Origin of the sequence: Ktedonobacter robiniae (genome assembly GCF_016587375.1) — a bacterium.
Taxonomy (GTDB): Bacteria; Chloroflexota; Ktedonobacteria; order Ktedonobacterales; family Ktedonobacteraceae; genus Ktedonobacter; species Ktedonobacter robiniae.
In genome coordinates this window covers 3,697,238-3,724,193 of record NZ_BNJG01000001.1, presented here as the reverse complement: position 1 = coordinate 3,724,193, position 26,956 = coordinate 3,697,238, and the positions used below count along the sequence as shown (strand labels likewise).

The 26,956-nt window shown below is 54.0% G+C and carries 22 protein-coding genes; 19 read left to right on the top strand and 3 right to left on the bottom strand.

The window, feature by feature from the left end; genetic code table 11:
• Positions 1-195: 195 nt before the first annotated feature.
• Positions 196-1,329 carry a carboxylate-amine ligase gene (locus tag JMJ04_RS15575; RefSeq protein ID WP_201371376.1) on the bottom strand — a complete coding sequence of 378 codons (1,134 nt, stop codon included), beginning with the start codon at positions 1,327-1,329 and terminating at the stop codon, positions 196-198.
• 547 nt (positions 1,330-1,876) lie between these two features.
• On the opposite strand from JMJ04_RS15575, the gene metH reads away from it, so the two are divergent.
• The 14 genes from metH to JMJ04_RS15505 all read left to right on the top strand — a co-directional run bounded on the left by metH (position 1,877) and on the right by JMJ04_RS15505 (position 19,711).
• A complete protein-coding gene (metH, locus tag JMJ04_RS15570; protein ID WP_201371375.1) occupies positions 1,877-5,461 on the top strand; it encodes a methionine synthase in 3,585 nt (1,194 codons plus the stop codon).
• A gap of 164 nt (positions 5,462-5,625) precedes the next feature.
• Positions 5,626-6,384: a hypothetical protein gene (locus tag JMJ04_RS15565; protein ID WP_201371374.1), complete on the top strand. Its 759-nt coding sequence runs from the start codon at positions 5,626-5,628 to the stop codon at positions 6,382-6,384.
• 157 nt (positions 6,385-6,541) lie between these two features.
• Positions 6,542-7,021 carry a hypothetical protein gene (locus JMJ04_RS15560; RefSeq protein WP_201371373.1) on the top strand — a complete coding sequence of 160 codons (480 nt, stop codon included), beginning with the start codon at positions 6,542-6,544 and terminating at the stop codon, positions 7,019-7,021.
• Positions 7,022-7,097: 76 nt separating this feature from the next.
• Positions 7,098-8,516 (top strand): carotenoid oxygenase family protein, encoded by a 1,419-nt coding sequence (locus JMJ04_RS15555; protein WP_201371372.1) that lies wholly within the window; start codon positions 7,098-7,100, stop codon positions 8,514-8,516.
• A 122-nt stretch (positions 8,517-8,638) separates the two neighbouring features.
• Positions 8,639-9,097 carry a hypothetical protein gene (locus JMJ04_RS15550; protein ID WP_201371371.1) on the top strand — a complete coding sequence of 153 codons (459 nt, stop codon included), beginning with the start codon at positions 8,639-8,641 and terminating at the stop codon, positions 9,095-9,097.
• A gap of 241 nt (positions 9,098-9,338) precedes the next feature.
• Positions 9,339-9,542: a hypothetical protein gene (locus tag JMJ04_RS15545; RefSeq protein WP_201371370.1), complete on the top strand. Its 204-nt coding sequence runs from the start codon at positions 9,339-9,341 to the stop codon at positions 9,540-9,542.
• Positions 9,543-9,965: 423 nt separating this feature from the next.
• Positions 9,966-11,426: a cysteine--tRNA ligase gene (gene cysS, locus JMJ04_RS15540; RefSeq protein ID WP_201371369.1), complete on the top strand. Its 1,461-nt coding sequence runs from the start codon at positions 9,966-9,968 to the stop codon at positions 11,424-11,426.
• 201 nt (positions 11,427-11,627) lie between these two features.
• Positions 11,628-14,069 (top strand): penicillin acylase family protein, encoded by a 2,442-nt coding sequence (locus JMJ04_RS15535; RefSeq protein ID WP_201371368.1) that lies wholly within the window; start codon positions 11,628-11,630, stop codon positions 14,067-14,069.
• A gap of 217 nt (positions 14,070-14,286) precedes the next feature.
• Positions 14,287-14,913 carry a hypothetical protein gene (locus JMJ04_RS15530; RefSeq protein WP_201371367.1) on the top strand — a complete coding sequence of 209 codons (627 nt, stop codon included), beginning with the start codon at positions 14,287-14,289 and terminating at the stop codon, positions 14,911-14,913.
• Between the two features lie 331 nt (positions 14,914-15,244).
• Positions 15,245-15,784, top strand: coding sequence for a helix-turn-helix domain-containing protein (locus JMJ04_RS15525; RefSeq protein ID WP_201371366.1), 540 nt, complete (start codon positions 15,245-15,247; stop codon positions 15,782-15,784).
• A gap of 157 nt (positions 15,785-15,941) precedes the next feature.
• On the top strand, positions 15,942-16,280 hold the full coding sequence (locus JMJ04_RS15520) for a hypothetical protein (RefSeq protein ID WP_201371365.1): 339 nt from the start codon (positions 15,942-15,944) through the stop codon (positions 16,278-16,280).
• Positions 16,274-17,095: a hypothetical protein gene (locus JMJ04_RS15515; RefSeq protein WP_201371364.1), complete on the top strand. Its 822-nt coding sequence runs from the start codon at positions 16,274-16,276 to the stop codon at positions 17,093-17,095. The genes JMJ04_RS15520 and JMJ04_RS15515 overlap by 7 nt, the downstream gene beginning before the upstream one ends.
• A 6-nt stretch (positions 17,096-17,101) precedes the next feature.
• Entirely contained in the window at positions 17,102-18,652 is a 1,551-nt protein-coding gene (locus tag JMJ04_RS15510) for a flotillin family protein (protein WP_201371363.1), read from the top strand.
• 252 nt (positions 18,653-18,904) lie between these two features.
• Positions 18,905-19,711, top strand: coding sequence for a PspA/IM30 family protein (locus JMJ04_RS15505; protein WP_201371362.1), 807 nt, complete (start codon positions 18,905-18,907; stop codon positions 19,709-19,711).
• A gap of 37 nt (positions 19,712-19,748) precedes the next feature.
• On the opposite strand, the gene JMJ04_RS15500 is transcribed toward JMJ04_RS15505, so the two are convergent.
• A complete protein-coding gene (locus JMJ04_RS15500; RefSeq protein ID WP_007906414.1) occupies positions 19,749-19,895 on the bottom strand; it encodes a hypothetical protein in 147 nt (48 codons plus the stop codon).
• Positions 19,896-20,057: 162 nt separating this feature from the next.
• A complete protein-coding gene (locus JMJ04_RS15495) occupies positions 20,058-22,262 on the bottom strand; it encodes a response regulator (protein WP_201371361.1) in 2,205 nt (734 codons plus the stop codon).
• A 436-nt stretch (positions 22,263-22,698) separates the two neighbouring features.
• Here JMJ04_RS15495 and rpiA point away from each other — a divergent pair, with 436 nt between their 5' ends.
• From rpiA to JMJ04_RS15470, 5 genes are all read left to right on the top strand, one after another.
• Positions 22,699-23,394, top strand: a complete 696-nt coding sequence (gene rpiA, locus JMJ04_RS15490; RefSeq protein ID WP_201371360.1) for a ribose-5-phosphate isomerase RpiA — start codon at positions 22,699-22,701, stop codon at positions 23,392-23,394.
• Between the two features lie 165 nt (positions 23,395-23,559).
• Complete coding sequence (locus tag JMJ04_RS15485; RefSeq protein WP_007906417.1) at positions 23,560-24,177, top strand: ECF transporter S component; 618 nt, start codon at positions 23,560-23,562, stop codon at positions 24,175-24,177.
• Between the two features lie 82 nt (positions 24,178-24,259).
• Positions 24,260-25,105 (top strand): ATP-binding cassette domain-containing protein, encoded by an 846-nt coding sequence (locus tag JMJ04_RS15480; RefSeq protein WP_201371359.1) that lies wholly within the window; start codon positions 24,260-24,262, stop codon positions 25,103-25,105.
• On the top strand, positions 25,081-25,968 hold the full coding sequence (locus JMJ04_RS15475) for an ATP-binding cassette domain-containing protein (RefSeq protein ID WP_201371358.1): 888 nt from the start codon (positions 25,081-25,083) through the stop codon (positions 25,966-25,968). Before JMJ04_RS15480 ends, JMJ04_RS15475 begins: the two co-directional genes overlap by 25 nt.
• Positions 25,965-26,792: an energy-coupling factor transporter transmembrane component T family protein gene (locus tag JMJ04_RS15470; RefSeq protein WP_201371357.1), complete on the top strand. Its 828-nt coding sequence runs from the start codon at positions 25,965-25,967 to the stop codon at positions 26,790-26,792. The genes JMJ04_RS15475 and JMJ04_RS15470 overlap by 4 nt, the downstream gene beginning before the upstream one ends.
• The last annotated feature ends 164 nt before the right edge of the window (positions 26,793-26,956 follow it).

Below are 26,956 nucleotides of genomic sequence, written 5' to 3'. Positions count from 1 at the left end.
AGCCCATCACCACAATGCTGCTTCCTTTTCCAGAAAAAACAACGCATCGGTGCGGCTCTACCTCTTTCTTCATAAACGTGTGCTTTCTCCCCATATCACCACCTTATGAGAGAGACACGTTTCTCAGCTGTAAACAGCGTCAATTTTAATGTAACAGGTACTCCTAGCCGAACCAATGCATTTCTATAGGTAGGGCTAGCCTTCAGTAGACTGAATGCCCTGCATCGTCTGTTCGCGCAAGAAACTCACTACACGGCGCAGGTCACCACTCTCTTCGTAGACGGCAATCTGCTGGTCGGCTCCCGTTCCACGCTTATCTTCGAGCAATGCGCGCAGATAGTTTATCTCCCTACGACTCCCCAACTCAGCAACAACCTCATCCACAAAATCAAGTAGCTCCGCGAGAGCCGCCCGCATACTTATATCACGCCCCTGTGTAAAATCAAGCCACCTGGCATCCAGGCCGTAACGCATCGCTCGCCATTCATTCTCTTCTATGAGCTGGCTCGACAAGACTGGGACTTCGCGGCCACGCTCATTCAGCCAGGTCAATTTAGCCACTAGCGCCTGGCAGAGCGCCGCAATCGCCAGGGTGTCTTCTAAGGTCGCAGGCATATCGCAGATGCGGAACTCCAGCGTGGGAAAAAAGACATGGGGACGCATATCCCACCAGATTTTCTTGCCATTATCAATCGCGCCTATCGCGACCAGGCGCTGCACATAACGCTCATAGTCGCTCCATGAGGCGAAGGCATCGGGTATACCAGTGCGCGGGAAGCGTCGTCGCTGGACGGCGCGGTACGATTTGAGGCCTGTATAGCGCCCCTCCCAGAAGGGTGCATTGGTGGATAAGGCCAGCAAATGTGGCAGCCAGGTGCGTGCCTGGCTGAATACTTTCATGCCTATCTCACGATCATGTAGGCTCTCGCCAATACCCACATGTACATGCAAACCAAAGATCTGGTCCGAGAGCACCACATCCTGATATTCCGCGACAAGCTCATCATAGCGCTCGCCCTCGCTACGCTTCTGCACCTTCCAGGAGGAGCTAGGATGGGTACCGGCACTCATTAATGCTACGCCTTCTTGCATCACCAGTTTCGCTAGTCTCGCCCTTGAGACACTCAGCACCTGACGCGCCACCTCAATCGTGGGAAATACATCTGAGGTAAGCTCTAACGTCGCCTGCAAGACCTCAGAGGTAATCTGCTCCCCAAACTGCTCATAGCCACGCGCTAAAATTGCGGGCGCACATGATCGTAGCTCTCCCGTATACGTGTCTACTAGCTGAAACTCTTCTTCAATACCTAGCGTAAAAATACTTGACATGTCGGCACTCCCTTGTTATGCTGTTTTTCCACATATGCAGGATGCAGAAACAGCGGCTGCCGAGCTACCGAAACAATCCCTCGATCCGGCTGAGGATACTGCAATAGCGTAAAACATGCAGCCTCTCTAGTTTTCATGTATCCTGCTCTTTCCGCGAAGGAGAGCCGAAGCAGCCTGGCACCTCTTAGGAGTATGGGTTACGTCTTGATCCGCCACTGGATCTTGCATTGCATGACTGCGCACTGCACAAGCGTAAAGCCTATCAATGTGCCCTGCCTCTCCAACCATTCTCCGCCTGACATGACAGATCCGTGTCGCTCTTTTCCTCTTTACGAAGCACGCGCTACTCAGCCAGAAAACGTACTCACACTTATTCTACACTAAAACCTTTCCTTTTTCGTTACTCAGCATCAGCTGAGCATGGTATAATGGAGGGCAAAATGATGTTTTCCACCTGCATGATTGCCTGCTACAATGATGTATCAGCTCTTCATTAAAAATAATTTGCGATCTACCTAGCCTATCTCTTTGAAAGCAGGTTTTGCCCATGAGTCAATTTCTCTCTGCCCTGGCACGTCGTCCGCTTATCTTTGACGGGGCCATGGGTTCAAATATCCAGCGTTATCAGCTGACAGCCGAGGATTATGGTGGTCAGCAAACTGAGGGCTGCAATGAATATCTGGTCCTGACCAAACCCCAGGTCATTGAAGAGATTCACACTGGCTTCTTTGAAGCTGGCTGCGATGTCATCGAGACCGATTCGTTTACCGCCAGTCGACTCAAGCTCGATGAATACCAGATTGGGCATCTTACCTACGAGGTCAATTTTGAAGCGGCCCGTCTCGCTCGTCGCCTGGCTGATCGCTATAGCACCGCCAGCCAGCCACGTTTTGTGGCTGGTTCCGTGGGGCCCACCGGTATGCTTCCCTCCTCAGACGACCCCATGCTCAGCAATATTACCTATCAGCAACTGGCCGCGATCTTTCACGAGCAGGCCATTCCCCTGCTCAAGGGCGGCGTCGATGTATTGCTCATCGAGACCAGCCAGGATATCCTTGAGGTGCGAGCCGCGATTACGGGGCTGCGCCGCGCCATGCAAGAGGTAGGTCGTCGCGTACCCATCCAGGCCCAGGTCTCGCTTGATACCAGTGGGCGTATGCTGCTGGGAACCGATATCGCCGCCGTGACCACGACCCTCACCGCCCTGCGCGTAGATATCATTGGGCTCAACTGTTCCACCGGTCCAGAGCATATGCGCGAACCGGTGCGCTATCTCTCCGAGAACTGTCGTCTGCCAATCTCGACTATCCCCAATGCGGGCATTCCGCTCAACGTCAATGGGCAGGCTGTCTATCCCCTGGAGCCAGAACCTATGGCCCAGGCTCTGCACGAGTTTATCGAGGAGTTTGGCGTCAACATCGTCGGCGGCTGTTGTGGCAGCAGTCATGAGCACCTGCAAGCCATCGTACGTGCTTGCCGACCAGTGACACGCAAGCCACGCCCCCAGGCCGATCAGAATATCGAGCACAAAGACTTCAAGCAGATTATGCCCCCGCTCGTCTCCAGCGCCATTCGCTCCGTTGAGATGCAGCAGGACCCCGCTCCGCTACTGATCGGCGAGCGCGTCAATGCCCAGGGCAGCAAGAAGGCCAAGCAAGCTTTGCTCAAGGACGACTATGACACGTTGCTAGGGATTGGTCGCGAGCAGGTCGAGGGGGGCGCGCACGTTCTCGACGTCCAGGTAGCAGTGACGGAGCGCACCGATGAGCCTGAGCAGATGCACAAAACTGTCAAGAAGCTCTCAATGGGTATCGAAGCCCCCCTGGTCATCGACTCAACCGAGGCCGATGTCATCCAGGCCGCGCTTGAGATCTATCCCGGGCGCGCCATCATCAACTCTATCAATATGGAGAATGGGCGCCAGCGCATCGAGAAAGTGGTCCCCCTCGCGCTTGAGCACGGGTCCGCGCTCGTAGCGTTGACCATCGATGAAGAGGGCATGGCCAAAAGCATTGAGCGCAAGGTCGAGATCGCGCGCAAGATCTACGACATCTGCGTCAACGAATATGACCTCTCACCCAATGCCCTGATCTTTGATCCCCTGACCTTTACAATTACGACAGGCCAGGAAGAACTTCAGACGGCGGGCATCGACACCCTGGAGGGCATTCGCCGTATCAAATCCGAACTGCCCGGCGTCATGACCGTGCTAGGCGTGAGTAACGTCTCCTTTGGCCTCAAGCCTCATGCACGCGCCGTGCTCAATAGCGTCTTCCTCTATCACGCGATTAAGGCGGGCCTGGATATGGCTATCGTCAATCCGACCCATATCAAGCCATACGCCGAGATCGACACGGAGCAACGCCAACTCGCCGAGGACCTGATCTTCAATCGCACTGAAGCCCTGCCACACTTTATTGAATACTTTGAGTCGCATGGCCCACAGAAGAACGAGGGCGAGGCCAAGGTCGATCCAACCGAGGGTATGAACACTGCCGAACGTATTCACTGGCAGATCCTGCATCGGCGTAAAGAGGGTATCGAGCCGCTTATCGACGCAATCATTCAGGAACGCACCGAGGCCAGTGATACTCCAACCAGCGAGGCGGCCGTAGAAGTGCTGAATACGGTGCTCCTACCCGCAATGAAGGATGTTGGCGACCGCTTCGGCGCGGGCGAGCTGATTCTCCCCTTTGTACTTCAGTCAGCCGAGGTTATGAAAAAGTCTGTGGCACACCTGGAGAACTACCTGGAGAAGAAGGAAGGCTATACCAAGGGTAAGGTCGTGCTGGCAACAGTCTTTGGCGATGTACATGATATCGGCAAGAACCTGGTCAATACGATTCTGACCAACAACGGTTACACGGTATACGACCTGGGCAAGCAGGTCCCGCTCAACACAATTATCGATAAGGCCATCGAGGTTAACGCCGATGCCATCGGTCTCTCGGCGCTCCTGGTCAGTACCTCCAAGCAGATGCCACTGTGCGTAAAAGAGCTGCATAAGCGCGGTCATAGCTTCCCCGTCATCATTGGCGGGGCCGCCATCAACCGCTCATTTGGGCGGCGTATCCTCTTCGTCGATGAGCAAAACGCGGAGGCGGCACCCCTGCCCTACGCACCCGGCGTCTTCTACGCCCGCGATGCCTTCGAGGGACTCGACATCATGGATCGCCTGACCAGCGTGCCCGAGCAACGCTCCACCTTCGTGGAGAAAATCCAGCAGGAGGCCCTGAACGAACGCCAGCGTAAAGCTGGGGGCCAGGAAGAGACAGCCAACAGCCAATCTCAAGTGGATACCAGGCCCTCGACGAGCATTCAGCCAGCGCGCTCCCTGCCCACACCGCCCTTCTGGGGACCACGCGTGCTTGATCGCATCGGATTAGAAGATGTCGCTGAATGTATGGACTTCAAGACACTCTACCGCCTGCACTGGGGCGGCAAGACGCATGGTGAGGAGTTTGAGCGCCTCGTTGAGCAGGATTTCAAGCCACGCCTGGAGCGTATGCTCCAGGAGGCGCGCCGTCTGCGCTACCTGCAACCTCGCGTAGTCTACGGCTATTATCCCTGCCAATCCAGCGGCAATGATCTGATCGTCTATGAGCCTGGCGAGGTTGAGAGCGGCAAGCCCCTCTCGCAGTGGCGGGAGCTCACGCGCTTTAGCTTCCCACGCCAGCGCGAGCGCGAGCGCCTCTGCCTGGCCGACTACTTCGCCTCAGTACAGAGCGGGAAGATCGACGTTGTGCCACTCCAGGTCGTGACCATGGGTCGCGCCGCCTCTGAGTATATCGATCAGCTGCAGCAGGCAGGCAACTATTCGGAGGGCTACTTCGTGCATGGTCTCGCCGTCGAGATGGCGGAGGGCCTGGCCGAGTACACCAATCGCCTGGTGCGCCATGAACTGGGACTGGAAGAGGATCGGGGCCGACGCTACAGCTGGGGCTATCCCGCCATCCCTGACCTGGTAGATCATGAGAAGCTCTTCAAAGTGCTGCCCGTCACTGAGAGCATCGACATCAACCTTACAGAGGCCCATCAGCTCGTACCCGAGCAGTCGACCGCGGCGATCATCGTACATCACCAGCAGTCGTCCTACTTCTCGGTACGCGCCAACGAGGCCGCGCTGGTCTAATCTACAGAAATCTCCTCAAAACAAGTTGATAGGGTGTAGTGTCACAAAATTTTGTGAACTACACCCTATTTTTTTATGCTCGATTAGCATACAATATGAGCGGCCTACACCAAGTGCATAAAATTCACCATTTATATTTGCAGTTTAGAAACGAGGTTTATTCTATGCGTCGCTCGCAGTTCTCGCTTCTCCTTATCCTATCTGGGCTCATTCTGGCTATAAGTGGCCTGATTTATGGCACACGTTCTCACGACCTGGGCTATCAGTCCAGCGAACAGGGAACACTTCTGCACGCTATTTATCAGAGCGATCCCACTACTCCCAACAGTAGCAGCTCAGGCACTGAATATCTTCAGTTGAGCAATGACCCCAAAATTTATATCGTGAATGTGGCCGATATCGCTAATGCCAATAAGCTCAACGTGCTCTCTACACACGACTATATCTTTCGTTACGATTCCGATACGGCCCAACCTATCAACGTCACCGGAAAGGATACGGCAACCTACTCTTCCAATTACACGCTCATTGGGACTGGTTACAAGGTGGCAGAAATCATCGGCTATGATAGCAGCAATCAGCCAGTGAATATCCTGACCAATACTTTCCTGCAAAAACCACGGGGACGTTATGAAAACGACTGGTTCCTTGGTAGTGGCCTGGCCATGCTTGGCATCATCTTGCTACTCACTAGCCTCTTCACCCGGCGCGGCACACAGACTTCTGACGCGCCATCACGCATCGTCGTTCAGCCTGGACAGGTACAACCCACTCCTGGCCAGACGCCACACCCTGGTCCGTATAGCCAGTATCAGTCACAAACCACCTATCCCGTTGCCTCTAATCAATTCGCCCAGCCCGGAGCCCCAACATCCATGAGCACCTATACCTCCTATCCTTCTGGGCAACAGCCACCCCAATGAACCATGATTTGGAAACGCGTGCTTGAGCAGCGTCGGACAACAGCGCCGTATGCTTCCCTGGCACGCGTGCAAAAAACTCGCCTATCACCTATAATCTATGGTTGAAAAAACTATCCGCCTGTATTTATCTTGCAGAAAGAGAAGAGGCCAATTACTCATGCCCTGGCTATTTATCCTGATTATTGTCGTCGTCTTACTCATCGTTATCGCCATCCTCGTCCTCTCTGGGCTCTCGTATATCGAGCGCCAGGAGATGTACTGGCTTTCACAGAACGGCACCCTTGTTCAGGCGCGCATACACACCCTTTACCCACTACAACCCGCCGCATCGCAGAGAACACAAAACAGAGCAGAAGAGCTGAGCGGTGCACCTGAGCAACCAGATGCTCCAGAGACGCTCGCTAGCGATGCCCCATCTGCTCCCATCATGCGCCAGATTATCGTCGCGGAGTGGACCGATCCTCTGACCGAGAAGACCTATGTCTTCCGCAGTCATCCTCTCGACCGGCCCCCCACGCCCTACCAGGAGAATGACTTCATCTCTGTGCGCATCGACCCGGTTCGCCCACAGCGCTATACCTTTGAAGCTGAGTTGAACACATACCTGCAAAAACACTCATTTCGTCCCAGGGATTAGCATAGATAGAGGGACCCATCTACATGTCTCTCAGGCTAGCGCTCTCCTCGCGACAAGAAAGGATGTTGATCAGCGTATGGAACATACATTTCGCCTTGGTTATCAGTCCCTCAATGAAGAGACCGTTCTCGATCAGCTTCCGGTTCGGGGACGCCTCCCCTCTTGGCTCTGCGGTACCCTCTTGCGCAACGGGCCAGCGAAATTCGAGGTGGGGGAAGATCAATTCCGCCACTGGTTCGATGGCTTCGCTATGCTACATCGCTTCTCGCTTCAGGATGGGAAGGTCTCCTATGCAAATAAGTTCTTGCATAGCGATGTCTATAAGACATCCATAGAGGAAGGGCGCATCACCTTTAGTATGTTTGCCACTGATCCCTGCAAATCAATCTTTAAAGGCTCAATGACCGCCTCCGTCAATGCCAATGTCAGCATCAACAAGATCGCGGGCGAGTTTGCTGCCCTAACCGAGACGCCGCTCCCCATCGCCTTCAACCCCGAAACGCTCGATACGCTGGGCGTCGTCTACTTTGAAGATGATCTCAAGGGTCATCATGGCTGCGCTCACCCTCACTACGACTTCGCGCAGCAGGCCACCATTAGTTATATGACCGAATTCTTTATGCCCAGCCAGTTCCGTGTCTTTGGCCTGCCCAGGGGTTCGAAGAGGCGCTACGAGATCGGTTCCTATCCCGTTATGGAACCGGCCTATATTCATAGCTTTGGCATGACCGAGAATTACGTGGTTATTGCGGAATTTCCCTATCGCGTCAATCCGCTGGAGGTGCTCAGCAGTGGTAAGCCCTTCATCGAGAACTATACGTGGCGACCCGAGGAGGGAACACAATTTATCGTGATGCGCAAGCGTGACGGCAGCATCATGGGGCGCTATCATACCGAGGCATTCTTCACCTTCCATCATGTGAATGCCTTTGAGCAGGGTGACGAAGTGCTCGTTGATCTCTCAGCCTATCCCGATCCGGGTAATATCAACGCCCTCTACCTCGATCATCTGCGTAGCTTTGGGCTTGGCTCTGAAGTCGATAAGAATGGTAATGGCGAGCTGCGCCGTTATCACCTTCCTCTACGCGAGGAGAGCGCCAGCTACGAGGTGCTGACGCCGCACCCGCTTGAGCTTCCTACGATCAACTATCACCAGCACAATACCCATGACTACGGTGTGGCCTATGGAGTAAGCATCAATAAAGAGCAGCCAGATGTCTTTACCAATCGCCTGCTACGCGTCGACCTCAAAGAGCGCACCGCCCACATCTGGGAGGAGAGTGGTTGCTATCCCGGCGAACCTGTCTTTACACCTTCCCCCAATGCGCGAGCTGAAGACGATGGAGTCATCCTCTCAGTCGTTCTCAACGCCCACAAGGGCAATTCATTCTTACTCGTCCTGGACGCGCATACCTTTGAAGAGATTGCGCGTGCAGAGGTCCCTCATCATATCCCCTACGGTTTCCATGGCCAGTTCTATACTCACCTGGCCTGATCTCGCTCTCGCGCCTATGGTGCTCGCTCTGTTAAGGAGTGTGCTATGCCCTCCTCTTTTTGTGGCGCTTATACTGAAATAGCAAGTAACCAGTAAAGCGACAAGGAAAGGAGCATTCCCTCATGCTGAAACTGCTCACCTACGCACGCCAGCGCATTAATCCTAAACTGGTAATTGGTATTGGCGTTGGCCTGGTTCCCATCTTACTATTCATTGTTGGACAAAATGCGTTTGCCATCGCTATGCATACCTCTAGCCTGCTAAGTCCTAATACCACACTGGGCTTTTTTGGCCTGAGTCTGGAGTTTCTGACGATCCTCTCCTATGCCTTTCTCTATCTCGCGATGCTCCTTATGCTCATCTTTCCTCAGTTCCGCATGTATTGCTATGGCCTAGCCATCTCACTACTCCTCGTGCCAGCTCTCTCGCTCTACTACTTTGGCTCCATGGGGGCCTGGTGTGGCGCGCCCATCGCTGTTGTAGCCCTGGTCTTCATCGCACAGCTTATTCAGGGTCAGCGTCAGCGACAGGCCTCCAGCCTGAATGTGCTCTCCAACAACGAGGTTGATCCCCAGGCTTAACATAACCCCTCTCGCACCTGCGGCGCTCGCCTTGGTAAGTAGGATAGTAGACCCTGGCAGTCGCAGGCTGCCAGGGTCTACTATCCTACTTACCAGAACCTCAAAGATACGCTGTGCGCAAAATTCACTGGCAAATGACGGTTTACGTACCTATCATTTATAATGAAGTTTGTAGTATCATATGCACATACGTTGCTTCAAAATCAGCAGCTCTTGTTAGCGACGAAGGGAGATTTGCCACATGTCTCGTACCAGGTCCTGGCTCGCTCGCTGGCTTAACAATTGGTATATCAGTTCCCTTGCCTGGTCGATCGTTGCGCTGGGCTGGTTTGTACTCTTTCTCCTCGACTATCACGTGTCTCATATTATTACTGGCGTCGCCTCGCTGGTTGTCGCAATCATGTTCTTCCTGCTGGCGCGCCAGCGCACACAGGCAGGCCGCTAGCTACCACCCTTTATGCTATACAGTCCTGTGCCGATATGATATACTACACGCATATAGAAACATCACGACCTGGAGTTTTTCATCGTGCACGCATATACGCAGCAGCGCCAACAAATTCATTCTTGCGCCTGTCGCTGCGTTCACGGAGGCCGCCCTTCATTCTGTAGCTCAGCCCTCCGTGGACGTAATGACGTGCTGCCTCTCTGTGTAATGCATTGACCAGCAAGAACACTCTCTAGAGCCTTTCTCTCCGCACGTCCCCGCCTGAGCTACTCCTCTCACTTCCCGTTTTCGCAATCTTTTATGCGCATTTGCATATGCTCGCCAGCAATAGTAATCTGCTATAGGACCCGCTAGCAGAGAGACAAAGCGTCTGGCAAACTATATACCGCCCATACACGCAAGAGGAGGACCATAAAGCTCATGTCGACCATTACTGACAAACCAGTGTATATATACAACACGCTGACCCGTAAACGTGAACTCTTTCAGCCACTCAACCCACCCCGCGTGGGCATCTACTCGTGCGGCCCTACCGTCTATAAAGATATCCACGTTGGAAACTTCCGCACCTTTATGATGACCGACTGGCTGCGCCGCATGCTTGAATACAATGGCTACGATGTCTACCTGGTGCGCAACATCACCGATGTAGGGCATCTACAAAACGATGATGTAGAGAGCGGTGAGGATAAGCTTGAGTACGAGGCACGCACCACTGGACGCTCGGCCTATGATATCGCTCAGCACTACACCGCGCAATATATGCGTGATGCCGCTGAACTCAATATCCTGCCACCTCACCTCAGTCCCAAAGCGACCGACCACATCGACGAAATGCTGGCGATGACGCAGGCACTGGTTGAGAAGGGCCTGGCCTATATCGCGGATGGTAATGTCTACTACGATGTGGCGCAGTTTCCCGAGTACGGCAAGCTCTCCGGCAACACAGTGGAGAACCTGCGCGCCGGCGGCCATGGTCGCGAACAGATGGAGGTTGCAGAGGATAAACGCTCTCCCGAGGATTTCGCCCTCTGGAAGAAGGGTGACGAAGGTCGCCAGATGAACTGGGATAGCCCCTGGGGTTCTGGTTTCCCCGGCTGGCACATCGAGTGCTCCGCTATGGCGACCAGGTACCTGGGCGAGCAGTTCGATATCCATACGGGCGGACTCGATCTAATGTTCCCCCACCACGAGGACGAGATCGCGCAGAGCCAGGGTACCTTCGGCAAAGAGCCGGTCAAATACTGGGTTCATGGTGAGTTTCTCATCATTGGCAACCGCAAGATGAAGACCAGCAACGAGAATGGCGATGATGGCATCAAGATGTCACGCTCCAAGGGCAATGTCTTGCTTGTCAGCACACTCAAAGAGGAGGGCATTGATCCCATGGCCTTCCGCTACCTCATGCTGACCGCCCACTATCGCTCCAAGATTAACTATACTGATGACTCGATTCAGGCCGCGCAGAACGCGCTGAACAACCTGCGCGATGACCTGGCCGAACTGCCCATCACTGAGCAAACGGCGAACTGGTCAGAGGAGGCCCAGCGCCTTCGCGATGCCTTCCGCGAGGCGATCAACAACGATCTCGATCTGCCGACCGCCCTGGTGCTGACGCGTGAGACCGTGCGCAACGCAAAGATAGAGCCAGCCGAACGCCGCCATCTCGTGCTCGATTTTGATCGTGTGCTTGGCCTGAGGCTTGATACTGTCGAGCCCAAGAAACCACTCGAGATCAGCGACGAGGTCAAGGAGATCGTACGCCAGCGCGACGAAGCACGGGCCTCCAAGAACTGGAAGCGCTCCGACCAGCTCCGCGATGAGTTAAAGGCCCTGGGCTTCGAGGTCCGCGATACCCCCAGGGGTACCGAACTGGCCTAGGGAGCGACGCGTACTTTAGTAGCGTTGGGCCACCAAGACAGGCAAGCACCCTATGAGGTAGAATAGCAGTAAGGGCACACATATGTACCCTGCTGCTATTTTTATGCATCATACAAAATTTGTGCAGGCGCTACACATAAGCTTTTCGCAGGTTTATGTGTAGCGCCTACCTACCTGCTAAACACACAAGGAGGGCACGACATGGCACCCTGGTGGCGTAAACCCCTACAGACCGCTGGTGATCTCTCTGGCTTTGCCGCTGGCACCTTCAGGCTCCTCTCACGACGCTCTCTTCCGCAGAAGCAAGGCACCCTGCACCTCTCAGAACTGCATGAGCCGGTTGAGATCATTACCGATCACTACGGTGTTCCTCATATCTATGCTCAGAATGAGGATGACCTGTATTTCGCTCAGGGCTATATCCATGCCCAGGAGCGGCTCTGGCAGTTGGAACTAAATCGACGCATCGGCTCGGGACGCCTGGCTGAGGTCTTTGGTCCCATCGCGCTTGAAGCCGACCGCTTTAGCCGTCGGCTAGGTATGCACCGCTCCGCAATCGAGTCTGTACAGCAACTCACCCCCCATATGAAGCGCATACTCGATGCCTATACACTAGGCATCAATACCTTTATGCAAAATAATCAGCATCGCCTGCCTGTCGAGTTTTCGATCCTGCGCTTCAAGCCCACCCCCTGGACCCACGCCGACTCACTCCAATGGGGGAAAATGATTGGTTGGAACCTCAGCGGCAACTGGGAAACCGAGCTTACCCGTGCGCGCCTGATCGCGAAAATCGGCGTCGAGCGTGCGGCCAAGCTCGAAGCAGGCTATGATCCCTCGCACCCACTCATCATTCCACCTGGCGTGGCATACCAGGGCATCAATGCGGGACTCCTCGATCAGTATGAGCGCCTGAAGGAACTGGCAGGCTTCGGTATGCTGGGTGGTAGCAATAACTGGGTCGTAGATGGCACCATGACAACAACTGGCTTGCCCATCCTCTGTAACGATCCACACCTGGGGCAGGCCGCGCCCTCCATCTGGTTTGAATGCCATCTCAACGCCGGTGATATCGATGTGGTGGGCGCCACCTTCCCCGGTGCGCCCGGAGTGGTCATCGGGCATAACCGCGATATTGCCTGGGGCGTCACCAATGCCGTCTCTGACGTGCAGGACCTCTATGTCGAAAAGTTTAATCCCGATAACCCGCACCAGTATGAATACCAGGGTAAATGGGAAGAGGCAAAAATCTATCGCGAGGTTATCAATGTCAAGGGAGCGGACCCCGTGGTCGAAGATGTCCGCGTGACCCGTCACGGCCCCATCATTACCCACCTTCCAGCCCTCGACTCAGGCAAAAGTGAGGCAAACGAGCTTCCCATCGCCATTCGCTGGACGGGCCTTGAGCAATGCAATATCGCCTGGTCAGTCCAAAAGATAAATCGCGCCAGCAACTGGGATGAGTTTCGTGATGCTCTGCGCGATTGGGATGTACCACCGCAAAACTTTGTCTACGCCGACCGCCAGGGTAACATCGGCTATATCATGGCTGGCGCGATCCCTATTCGTCCTGGAGACCAGCAGGCGCTCTTGCCTTCACCGGGATGGACCGGCGAATATGAGTGGCAGGGCTACATTCCCTTCGAGGAGCTTCCGCAAACCTTTAATCCCGACCAGCACTTTATCGCCACAGCCAACAATCGCGTCATCGACGACAACTACCCTTACTACATCAGCAATGAGTGGTTGAATGGCTATCGTGCTCAGCGTATTCGTGACCTGCTCACCAGCGGCGGCAAGCTCTCGCCCAGCGACATGGCACGCATCCAGGCCGATCGGTACTCTATTCCTGCGGAAGAGATTGTACCCTACATCTTACAGATCGAGCCACGGACACCTCATGAGCGCGCCGCACAGGACATTCTACACACCTGGAACCATGTCCTCTCTCCCGACAGCATCGGAGCGGCCATCTACACCACCTTCCTGCGCAAAATTGCGCGCATCGTGCTTGATGCGCTTATTGGAGACGACCAGGAGTTACTCAACAGCTACCTGGGCGTAGGCGCGACCATCCTCGCGACCATGAACGGCTACGCCAGCCGCGAGCGCCCCCTGCTCATCCGCCTGCTCAAGGAGCATAACGACGATTGGTTCACCGACAGCGTGATGCGCAATGGTCCTCGCACCTGGGAGGCAGCCCTACGCGCCGCCTTTGAGGCCACGCTTGGCGAACTACGGGATCGCCGTGGCGAAAACATCCTCAACTGGCAATATGGCTCCGTCCATCGCATGACCTATAACCATCCCCTTGGTAGCGTCAAGGCGCTGGAGAAAACCTTTAATCGTGGCCCCTTTGCCGTTGGTGGCGACATAGACACAGTTAATATGGGCGCCGTCTCGCCCCAAAATCCCGATACGGTCATTACCGTACCATCCTATCGCCAGATTCTGGACCTGTCCGATCTCACCCACTCGCTCTCAGGACATGCTCCGGGTCAATCGGGCCATCCCAACAGTCCCCATTATGACGACTTCATCCAGATGTGGCTTGATGTGCGCCACCATCCCATGCTCTTCGAGCGCAAACACATCGAAACCCTGGCCGAAGGCACACTCAGCCTCCACCCACCCCACCAATAACGCTTAGAGGTGGGTAGACCGACGCTGCTAAAGCACACGTCTACATATGACGGGCATATGTAGACGTGTGCTTTAGCAGCGTCGGTCAGGCCTGCATATCCCTCCCTCATCGCGCAAAATATAGAAAAATATAGAAAAAACTTTACATAGTTCTGAACTTTTCTTGAGAAATGCCCTGTATAGTATAGCTATGTCTTGCCAGAGTGAGTCACAGGCTTTGACAGGTCATTTCTACCAGGATCCAAGGCTTGCTTATACCCCCAAACCAAGCAAGCCTTTCCTTTTTTTATGCCCCCTTTGCCTTCCCCAGCCTCCAACTGCTACAATGCCAAGGCTACACCACAAAAATAAGCAAGATTACCAAAAAGAGAAATTAATTATGCTTTCTGAACTTTCTCAAATAGTATTTGAGAATGATGGCAGTTTACGCGATATTTTTGTGCTCAATACCAGTGAGCAAGACTGGCAAATCATGCTCAACTTCCTACGACAAAGCTCATATCCATTCGAGTTCACCATCGACGGAACTCCCCAGGAGCTTCCTGACTCAGTAAAAACCATTTTTGATCTCCGACAGGAACACAGCACCCAACTCTGTATAGATAGGCAAGAGCTTGTAATAAACAGCTTCTTCTTTACCGAAGAAGAGATTGATTTCGATATCCATCCCCGTGATATTAACACTGGTGACAAAGTCGAGCGCTTGCTGGAGTTTATGCGCACGATAAGTAAACTACTTAACAAAGAAATTATCCTGACGCCGCAGATGTCTGAAACAAATCCCTGGTATCGATTCAATCCAGTGACGGAAAATGAGATATGGTATCTTTGTGAAGTCATATAAGCATAAAGTGAGAAGAAAGCAACTATAAAATAGTGGCCTTCTCAAAGCGCCAGATTATAAGATTTTTTTGGTTTGCATATACAAATATACTACTTTTAGGCTTTTTGTATACTTTTTTACCAACTAGTAAGCTATAATCTCTTGTGCAAGCAAAGCTAAAAGGGAGTAGGTACTTTAGCCTAAGATTAGCACACATAAACAAGGTTATATCGCGTCTCCTCAGGCAGAATCCGACGAATTTCTCCTTCTTGGGCTTTCCCTCTTGACAAATACAATTGCAAACAGCTATACTCCTTATAACAAATAGTTATTATTGCTTGTGTATATAAAAATGAAACTAGCTGAAAAAATCAAACACTTGCGCGCCGTCGAAGGCGAGTTGCGCGGTTATAATCGCCCTATGACGCAGATGGAAGTCGTTAAAGCTATGCAGGAAGAGCTTGACGCGAGCATCAGCCAGGCCTATTTCTCCCAACTAGAGAGCGGTAAGCGCCTGCACCTGACTGCATCGAGTCGCGACCTGCTCTCGCGCTTTTTCAATGTCCATCCCGGTTACCTTGTCGATGATCCGCCCGACTTCAGCACCGACCTGTTGACCTCGCTTGACACCGGAAATGATCGCTTGAGCACCTGGCTAGATGCCAGCGCTGCGGAGTGGCGCTCTGAGCCTGAGCTATCGGGCTTCTTGCAGTTTCTTGCCAGCACATCCGATCCCCGGCGCTACCTGGCGCTCTTTCAACGCCTGGCTACGCTTTCACTTGAGGAACTCGGGGCCGTCGCCGAAGCCTTAACGAGCGACGCGGAGCCTGTTGCAGAGAACGATCAAATCGCCGCCTATTTTGAAGAATTTGGGAACGAAGAAGTATTATAACCATTGTATCTTTCCGGCGAACTTACGTCTTAGTTAATAGATGTCCAGCGTAACGCGTCTACAAGGCATGCGCCATCGTCGCACCCGAAGCGGATTCAGGTTGGAGATAGAACGTGCTCATATGGTAGCCGCGAGAAAGGAAAAGGTCTTATTCATCGTGCATATGCGTCAAACCGGACTACAGGATGTTCAGGTGCATGGACTGCCCCTGGCCCGTAATCCTCTCTTGCAGCGCCATCCGGTTCTGGTCCCTTCGGTCCTGCTGTTGGGTGCGCTCCTAGTTGGCGCAATCGCGCTTTATTCGGACAAGCTCTTTCCCTGGCTGACATTGCTGGGTATTACACCATTTCCCTTTTATCTTTCTATCGCGCTTGCGAGCGGCCTTGCTGGCATGGTCGCTACAGCTATTAGCCTGGTCGAAGCTTTCGACCGGGGGCCAGCAGGAACGAACCGGAAATGTGGTCTACCTGGAGATAAAGGAGCCGTGCTATGCTAGCAACTGATCCGCTCTCACTTGTCTTTCTTTTCTGTTTTCTCTTTGGGCTTCTCTTCCTGCTCGCTGTAGCCTTCCTTGGCCACTTTGGACACGGACACGCGGCAGTTGGGCACGATGCGGGAGTGGGACATGGCGTAGGACATGGCCTGGTACATGGCTTCCAGACCCATGTGAGCGATCCCTTTCATGCCGCCCATGCCCCAGCCATCCATAACCATGGAGGAACACACGCGGCGAATGGTCAACACACAGGGACTCAGAGCAGCGAGGCTGGTCATCACTTTTCGCTTCTCTCCCTCTTCAATCCAACCGCGATTGTGCTCTTTCTGCTCTGGTTTGGCTTCTTTGGCTACATGTTTCATAATGTCACCAATCTAGCGCTTCCATTCACTATCATTGGGGCTGTCGTTGGCGGCTTCATTGTAGCAGCTCTTATTATTAGCCTGCTTGATCGCTTAATTGGGCAAAGTGAAGCTTCGACTGTACAGGATATCTCGGAGCGAACGGGGTTGGTAGGAAAGGTCAACAAGACTATTCCTACCAATAATCTCGGCGAGATCATCTATGTTTCGCCTGGGGGGCATCGCAAGAGCATACCTGCCCGTACCCTGGATGGCAGACGTCTGGAGCGTGGGCAAGAGATTGTTGTACTCAACTACCAGCGTGGAATTGCCGAGGTTGACACCTGGGAGCACTTCATTGAGCAAGAGGGCGATAAGCTCGATACAGGTGAAGTAGATGAGTTACAGGCTCTTCTCAACGATTTAGAAACACAAGATACTTATGTTATGCGTCAAAATATGCAAAAGGAGTAAGGACTAATGGACCTCACACTTACTGTTGCCATTGGGGCTGTTGTCCTCGTTGTAGTAATTCTAATTCTTTTACGAGTTATTGGCGGCCTCATGCGCAAGGTTGGCCCTAACCAGGCCCTGATCGTCTATGGCACCAACGGAACCGATGTCATCACTGGGGGAGCCAAGTTAGTCGTGCCGCTCTTCCAGCGCGCGCAAGAGTTCTCGCTGGAGTTGATGTCCTTCGACGTGGCTCCTTCGCAGGCACTCTATACCACTCAGGGCGTGGCCGTCAATGTCGAAGCCGTGACTCAGATCAAGGTACGCTCGGACGAACAGAGCATTAAGACCGCCGCTGAGCAGTTCCTCAGCAAGACCCGCGATGATCGCGAGAACCTGATCCGCCTGGTAATGGAGGGTCACTTGCGCGGTATCGTTGGCCAGTTGACGGTTGAGGACCTGGTAAAGGATCCAGAGAGCGTCGGCGGTAAGATGCTGCGCACTGTCAGCCCCGATATGGATAAGATGGGCCTCGAGGTCATCTCGTTCACGATTAAAGATGTACGCGACGAGAACGACTACATCACCAATATGGGTCGCCCGCAAATCGCGCGGATCCGTAAAGAGGCCGATATCGCTGCTGCCCTGGCTCAGCGCGATACACAGATCCAGCAGGCCAGCGCCTCACGCGAGGCAGCCGTTGCCCGTGCCCAGGCCGACCAGGAGCGAGTGAAGGCCGAGGCCGAGTCCCTCGCCCTCCAGGCTGAGTCACAGCGTAACCTGTCGATGAAAAAGGCTTCCTTCGAGGCCGAGGTCAAACGCCAGCAGGCTGCGGCAGACAAATCCTATGATGTCCAATCCAACATGACGCAGCAGCAGGTCGTCGCCGAGGCCGTCAAGGTTACCGAGGTTGAGAAACAGGCCCAGATCAAAGTGCAGCAGGCTGAAATTCAACGCCGCGAACTCGAGCTGCAAGCAACGATTCAGAAAGCTGCTGAGGCCGAGCGCCGCCGCGTTGAGACGGTTGCCGAAGCCGACCGTCTGCGCCAGATTCTCGAGGCTCAAGGTCAGGCTGAGGCCGCACGCGCCAAAGGCCAGGCTGAGGCCGACGCCTCACGCGCTCGTGGTCTCGCCGAGGCCGAGATTACTCGCGCCAAAGGTCTCGCCGAAGCCGAGGTCATTCGTGCCAAGGGTGAAGCGGAAGCCGACGCCATGAAGGTCAAGGCCGCAGCCTTCCACGAGTACAACCAGGCAGCTGTACTCGACAAACTGCTCTCCAACATGCCGGAAGTAGTACGTGCCATCGCCGAGCCTCTGAGCAAGGTCGACAAGGTCACGATCGTCTCGACCGGTTCCAATGGCAGTTCAGATGGTGTAGGAGCCAGCCGCCTGACCGGGGATATCGTCAATATGGCGGCCCAGGTACCCGCGCTCTTCGAACTGCTAAGCGGTACCCGCATCGGTGATCTCATGAGCCGCGTTCCTGGCCTCTCGGACCAGAACGGCAGTGCTCCCAATGGAGCCAAGGTCAACGGGACAGTTGAGGTTACCAGCGGCGATAGCTCGAAAGAGTCATAGTCACCTGGATTACGGCGGGCAAAGGACAGGCGAGGATAATCTCACGCCCTTTCCCGCCTCTCCCTTCCCAAAGGTCATCCTTTCGAAGCGCCCATTTCGTCTGTTTCGTATGAAATATAAAGCCGTGGTCGCACGACGCTGCTCAAGCACGCGTCTACATATGACACGCATTATATGTAGACGCGTGCTTGAGCAGCGTCGGTCGGATTGGCACTGCACGCTGTCTATATCACAATATCGGGAGAGAAGCTTATGAATCTGCTGGAGCGAGTGCTCACCCTGCTACGGGCAAATCTCAATGTGGTTGTGGAGAACGCTGACGATCCCGAGAAAGCGCTCAAACAACTTCATCTCGATATGCGCAATCAACTTGTGCAAGTTAAGACGCAGGTTGCGACCGCCATCGCAGAGGGGATAAAGCTACAAAAACGCCAACAAGAATGTGAGGCCACAGCAGAAAGCTGGCTCCATAAGGCAGAACAAGCGGTACAGCAGCATAATGACGAGGCAGCGCGCGACGCACTTGTGCATTATAACGACCTTACACGCCAGGCAGAACATTTCCTTAACCTGAAACAAAACCAGGATCGCCTCGTCTCGATGCTCCGCTCGGCCCTGCGCCAGCTTGAAGGAAAAATAACTGAGGTCCAGACCACGCTCGAGACACTGGAGACGCGTAAACGCAACGCCCTTATTCAACAACGCGTCCTTGAGGCTCTCAATAAACAGCGCGAGTCAGCGGTAGATGGTGCTCCCAGCCCGACATCTCCCAGCGATGAAGAGATACGCGTTCGTGCGCAGGTTCAACGCCAGCAACAGGCGGCCAATCCTCAGCCGAAGACAACGTCAAACCTTGAGCTACAACTACAGCAGTTAAGAAAACGCGCATCCAAGCCTGCGACGCTCTCAGAGACACCAATTGAAGGCAACAGCACACCGTCTACCAGGCGCACAACGGATCAATTAACCCCCAATGCGCCTACGCCTCCTCATCTCCCCAATTCAGGAGAGCTGAATCTAGACCAACTCAAAAAGCTCCTCAATACCGAACAGGGCTGAGGAGTCAGGTTCATCCGATCACGCCAGGGGTAGCTTGTTACCAGTTCCAGGCCAGAGAGGCAATCGATAACAAGATAATGATAGCGATTCCGATACCAATTCCTACCATAAAGGAGAAGCGATTATTCTCCTTCTCTTCCTGGGATTTCTCTGGTGTCTGCTCTATGCTCTTGCTTCCGCTCATATTTTTAGCTCCTGCTAGATAACATCATGCGCCAATTGTTTCTGCCGCCTGCGGCGGCAAGAGGGAAAAGAATTTGGGGACACCCCAAACCCCGCCAGGGGCTCCGCCCCTGTACCCCGTTCCTACAATGCTGTAGCCAGAGGAGGGACACCACCACACCACCTATAATGCTGCATTTACTGCGCCCTCGATATTTGCAACAATACTCAGGCTCTCTGCGGGGTTTGCCTCATGAGTAGTAATGACTACTAAAAAGGCTGATCGTCTGCTACCCACTATGCGCGCCATTATATATCGTCCAGCATTGCGTAGCAACACATCCTCGCATGCCCCCCAGCCACCTAGCTCTGCTCCCTGCTGGGCACTCTTCATCATCGCACTCAGCGGAGCACATAGGGGTGTGACATCGCTATCATCAACGGAGATCTGTGCCAGTGGGGATCCCTCCATGCTTACCACGGCTGCCGCGACAAAACCCTTGACTGAGTAGCCCAACGTCTGAAGAGCCGTGCTGAGGGCAGGATAGTTAAAGGCATCGCGATTCTGGCTCTGGTCAGCCTGGGCGCTTTCCACGCCGGGCATGGAATTATTGATGGGCAACGGGCCACTTGTATTACGCGCCTGGAAGGATTGCAAATGATTATTGGTGATTGCGGGCCGGCGCATCGTCTCTCCCCCCACCTCATTGACGGATTCAGGCCTGATCGCTGGTTGCATACCACTCCCCTGTTGTAGGGGATACAGTCCGCTAGATCCATAGACTGGGCCCGAACTCCCAGCCTGGTATGGGTCACTCCACTCACCGCCCTGAGCCGGTGAACTTGCCTGTCCTGGCTCCGTCATACCTGGCCGAATAACCGGTAAATTTGAAGCGGTGGGCTGATCCGTTAACCATGATGGCAGGGGCTGCTGCGCCAAGATATCCTGGGGCACCTGCATCGATGGTTGAGGGGCAAAAAGTTGAGCCTGCCCATGATTGCCCGCTTCAGCTTGCGCGGCTGGCTGCAAGCCATTCGTGTTTACTGCCTGTCCCTTGCTCCACTCGCGCATCATAGCTTCATCCAGGCGCGGCAGTTCGCCTGTGCGCTCCCACCACTCCTTCTGTGCCTCATCACTCATCCCAACACCACCCTCATCCTGCTGTGTAATTGCGGGTCCAAAAATTACATCACGTAGTCCACTCTCAGGCACTGGTTGACCCAGTGGCTGCGCGGGGAAACTCCCGCTCCCAGCGTTTAGCCCCTGTGAGAGAGCGGAGTGAATGCCACTCGCTGGCGTCTGATTCATCTGCCCCAGCGGCGTAGAGATTCCAAAATCCTGATCTGTCTCAGGCATAAATGGCATATTCCCTGCAACTGGCATCGACCCGGAAAGCGAGCCAGGCGTGGGCCATATGTCGGATATGCTGCCGGAGGTTTCAGGAATGGAGAACTGCCCAGGCATCGCACCAGCGATATTGGGCGCGGGAAGTTGTCCCGATGGCAGTGGCATACTACCCATGACTGGGACCTGGCCCGAGAGATCATACATACCATTGGTGGCAGGGAAAGCGCCCGAGGGCTGTACTGGTATCTGTCCTGAGGCTCCCTCTGTCGTAGCCACCATGCCAAAGGGAGTATCATCAATATCATCAAAGGAGAGAGCATTGAGCGCTGGCTGAGCGCCCGTCGGCTGGGGCATCTCCCCCTGTCCATACTTGGTACGATACTGAAGGGCCTGCATGATCAAACGTGATAACGGCTGCTTTACATTAGGAATCACCTGCCCATTCCAGGGCTGATGAATCACTGTACCATTCTTATGAGCAGCGAGCGCAAAAAACGCCTCCTCGCCACGCAAGAAACCGTACTCCGCCCATACAAGCTCACCATTCTGAAAACGCAGGAGTCCCCGCTCCTCCAAGCCCGTATTCACCAGCAGCGCGATATTCTTGCGGCTCATCGTAATGATTTGAATCACATCCAGCAGATCAAAGGAATCCAGGTCAACGGTAAAACCAGTATCATCCTGCATACGCCGCAGCTCTTCTCGCAGCAAGCGCACATCTAGCGGCTTCTCCAGGTAGCCCACAGCACCATTCTCTAATGCCTGTGTACGCATCTTCTCCGCTTTTATGCCGCCCAATAATACTGTACGCGTATTGGGATGATATGCCCTCAACCATTGCAGCAATTCAAATCCCTCTATGCCAGGTGCGTCGAGATCGCATATCACCACGTCATACTCATCGGCCCATAACGCACGTACGGCGTCACCACCATTGGTGACGCCCCAGACGCCATAGCCGTCGTTGCGCAAGGCATTTACGAGCTGCTGGCCAATATGCTCATCATCTTCAATCACAAATATGCGCGATATACTTGACATTATTCTACCACCTACAACAGACCTGCCCTGTTCTGCCCTCTCATTGGACGCTTTTTTCTGCTTTCAGACGTGTTTAACCGCAGCCTGGCAACTGTGGCTTATAAAAGGCTGCCGGCTGCGTTACAAAACAGGTGTTTATTTTTCCTTCAGCAAATTGCAATACGCAAGTTTTCAATACGCGTATGATATCTCTCGCAAGGCTCTTGGCCCTTGCGCTACTGCTTAAATGCGATATTCTTCTCTAAAAGGCTATCTCTGTGAGTGTATCACGATGCACTATGGATGGCAATAATTTCGCGAATTGGGCGCGGGAAGTCCCATTCGCGCTCACGGTTTGATGCGCCTTTTCCAGCGTGTTATACTCCCCTACAGGAGAGCGTTTTTCATAGTAAACCCTCCTCTTGAATAATTTCGTTTATTTTTTGGAGATGCTCTTATGACTGGTCAGGAAATCAATCGTGACGCGTGGAAACAGGCTGCAAGCGAGGCGGCGGCTCAGTTAGTTGAGGATGGCATGTTAGTAGGTCTGGGTACCGGTTCAACGGCAGCCTTCTTCATTCAGGCGCTTGCCAGGCGTATGCAACAGGGATTACACATCGCGGGTACCATTTCCTCCTCGCTCGCGTCGCAGGAACTGGCACAAAGCCTCCATATTCCTATCACCGATTTCGCCACTCATCCCTCACTGGATATTTATATAGATGGGGCAGATGAAATCGACTCCCAGCTTAACCTCGTCAAAGGCGGGGGAGGGGCGCTTCTGCGCGAGAAGATCGTGGCTTCCGCATCACGGCGCTTTGTTGTCATCGCCGATCAGCTTAAGCTCGTGCAACGCCTGGGACAAAGCTTCGCCCTGCCCATTGAAGCCATTCCCTTCGCCGCCCCCCTGGTCTCACGCAAGTTGACCGACCTTGGGGCAACGATCAAGCTTCGCGGTGGTAGCACCACGCCTTTTATTACCGATAATCATAACGTTATTCTCGACTGCACCTTCGCGGATGGCATTCTTGATCCCGCAGCCCTGGACGAGCAGTTACACCATGTTGTCGGCATCGTCGAGACAGGCCTCTTTCTCGGCATGGCCCAACAGGCCCTCATTGGTGGGCCTCACGGAGTCCAGGTCCTCCCCTAACATCTTCTATGAATATTCTTGACAGTCATAGGAATTGCCGGGTATATTTCAACAATAGATCCATATCCACAAATGCATCCGGCTTCTCTAGCTATTTTTGCCTTGATCTACGTTTAGCTCGCGTGCGAGCAGAGAAACATAGATCCAACACGAAGGAGTGTTCGCTTGAGCAAAGTTGAACAGAAGACACAAAGCATGGATCCAACGCATCCATGGAAGCTGACGACCGAGCGAATCGTCATTGCTGCGATGCTTGCTGGCCTTACGGTATGTATCACCCTCATCCCTGGCATCGGCTTTATCCCGGTTCCCAATGTCTCTGGTAACGCGACAACAGGTCATATTCCTACTATTATTGGCGGCATCGTCGGTGGCCCTATCGTCGGCCTGCTTACAGGCTTTATTTTTGGTCTGATGAGCCTCCTACATGCCTCTAGCCCGCTCTTTAAGGACCCGACTGTTGCGATCCTACCCCGTATCTTTATCGGCCTGACCGCCTGGGCAACCTTCGCCGCGCTCAAACGCTTCAGCTTCGATGTGGCGGCTATCAGCGCGGGCGTCATCGGCTCGCTGACGAATTCGGTCCTGGTAATCTCCATGGGCATGATCAGGGGCTATATCCCGGCCAATGGCGTCATCCTGGCAAGCTTCCTGCCCCAGGTTATCGCCGAGGCGATTATCTCAGCCATCTTCGCCGAAGCGGTGGCACGCAGCTATGCTATCGTTCAGCAGCGCCTCGTGCATGCTCCGGAGACCAAGGCTCGTGAGGAACTTCCCTATTAGCGCCGGGGAGATATGCGGCGCGTAAGGACACCGGGGCTATTGCGCCTCCACTCCCTACTTACAGATAAACCAGATAAACGCTATGCTTGAAGTTCAAAACGTTACCTTTCACTACAATACGCAGGAGGCCTCAACCCCTCCTGCGTTGCGCAATATTAACTTGCGCATCCAGCCAGGCGAGACTGTGGCGATCATCGGTCACAATGGCTCAGGCAAGAGCACGCTCACACGCCTGCTCGCCGCGATTCTCCATCCAACCCAGGGCGAGGTACGCGTTGATGATATCTCCACAACCGCGCGTGGTGAGGATCTATGGACCATTCGCCAGCGCGTCGGCGTTATTTTCCAGAATCCCGATGATCAGCTCGTCGCCAATACCGTCATCGACGATATCGCCTTTGGACCCGAGAATCTAGGTCTCCCTCGCCACGAGATTGAGGAGCGAGTGCAGGAGGCGCTCTCCAGCCTGGAGCTTGGCGCCTCAGCGCAGCTTCCCATTAGCGACCTCTCTGTAGGGCAGAAACAGCAGGTCGCCATTGCTGGCGTACTGGCAATGCGCCCACGCTACCTCTTGCTCGATGAACCTACCACGATGCTGCCAGGTCACCTGGTACGCTCGCTCCTCGCCACGGAGCAACGCCTGGCACGCGAACGGGGCATGGCCGTCATCCATATCACGCATTTTATGCACGAGGTTACAGCCTTCCAGCGTGTCCTCGTCATGCATCAGGGAGAGATTCTGCTGGATGGCTCGCCCAGCGAGATCTTCTCACATGCTGATCAGCTAGAAACCCTTGGGTTGGATGTTCCCATGGTCACGCGGCTAGGAGAGCGCCTGCGCGCCCGTGGCTGGCAACATCTCTCTGACGTCATTCTCACTCCCGAACAACTAAAGGCGGATCTATGCTCTTCGAACTCTTCGAATTAAAAGATGTGCGTCATACCTACCTGCGCGATACGCCCTTTGCGACGGAAGCCCTGCGTGGTCTATCGCTCACTATTCCAGAACACCAGATTACCGCCCTGGTGGGACCAACCCGCTCCGGCAAATCAACTGTGGTCGATATCCTGGCTGGACTGATTAAAGCCGCGCCAGGGACGCTCTTCTTTCGGGGGGAAGATGTGATGGCCCCATCCTTTGATCGCGAACGCTTGCGCACCTCAGTTGGCGTCGTTTTTCAGTCTCCCGAGTCACAAATCTTTGAGGAGACGGTGGGTAAGGATGTCTCTTTCGGCCCATTACGGAAGAGAGCCTCTTTCGCCGAGTCGCGGCGGCTGGTGCAAACGGCGTTAGAGGATGTTGGGCTACTCTATGAAGACTTTCGCACACGCTATACCTACGCCCTAAGTGGAGGCGAGAAACGGCGTGTCGCCATCGCCGGTGTTCTGGCTCTCCAGCCCGCTGTGATTATCTTCGATGAACCGACAGCGGGACTCGATCCGCGTGGACGGCGAGAATTGCTGGCCCTCATTGAACACTTGAAACAGACCCAGCAGATGACGATTATCTATGCCTCTAGTAGCCTGGAAGAGGTCGTGGGCCTCGCAGACACCATTCATGTGTTGGACCGGGGACAACTCGCCTTTTCAGGCGCACCACGCGAGATCCTCGCGCGCGCTAATGAGCTTGTGAAGCTTGGAATAGAGTTACCGGAGGCGGTCCGCATTGCCCTGGTCTTGCGCGAGCACTATCCCGAATTCTCAACCACCGTTCTTACGCTCGACGAACTGGAAGAGGCCATAGTACAGCACGAGGAGCTTAGAATACGAAGTGGAGGGCAACGACCATGATTGAAATTTCGCGTACGATCACCTTTGGTCAATTCATCAATAACCACTCGCCTCTGACGCGTATGGACCCGCGTGGCAAGCTCCTATGCCTCATCCTGCTTATTATTGTTACCTCGCTCATCAAGAGCTTTATAGCCTTCGCGGGCCTCTTGCTCTTCTGCATTCTGATACAGATTCTCTCGCGCATCTCTACACGTTATGTGCTGCGCGGATTCCGCCCCTTCCTGGGCTTTCTGGCCTTTATTTTCGTGCTTCAGGTGCTCTTCTACACGGGCCAGCAAGAGACAATGTACTGGCATTGGGGGATGCTGAGCATCTCGCTTGAAGGCCTACATACAAGCGTCCTGGTGATTCTGCGCGTGCTTTTTCTCTACTATCTCTTCTCGATGTTGCTCTTCACCACATCGCTCGTCGACCTGACCGATGGTATGGAGGCGCTTCTCTCTCCACTCCAGCGCATAGGTATTCCCACCAATACGCTCGTGATGGTCTTTATCATCGCGCTCAAATTTGTGCCCATTTTCACCGGCGAAATAGAGCGCCTGATTAAAGCCCAGGCCGCGCGTGGTGTGCGTTTTGACCAGGGCAATTTTCTGCAACGGGCGCGCAAAATCGCCCCCCTGCTCGTCCCCCTCTTCCTCAGCGGCTTCAAACGAGCCGAAGCGCTCAGCACCGCCATGGAGGCACGCTGCTACGGTTTTCATCGTGGCTGGAGGAGGAGCCGACGCCGTCAGCTAACCTGGGCACGCTTCGACCTACTTACTTCCCTCATAACACTGCTCAGTTGTGCCCTCATCTTCCTGGCCTCACAAACTCTCCCCTAAAATAAGAAAAAGTTGCTATGGATGGGCAGACTTCGCCTGCCCATCCATAGCAACTTTTTCTTATTTTATCCCTGAGCGCTGCAGGCGCGAAGCAAGAAGGAATATGATATGCTGTAGCCAGCACTTCAAAAATATGCAAATAAAGAGAAAAGAGGATATAGAAG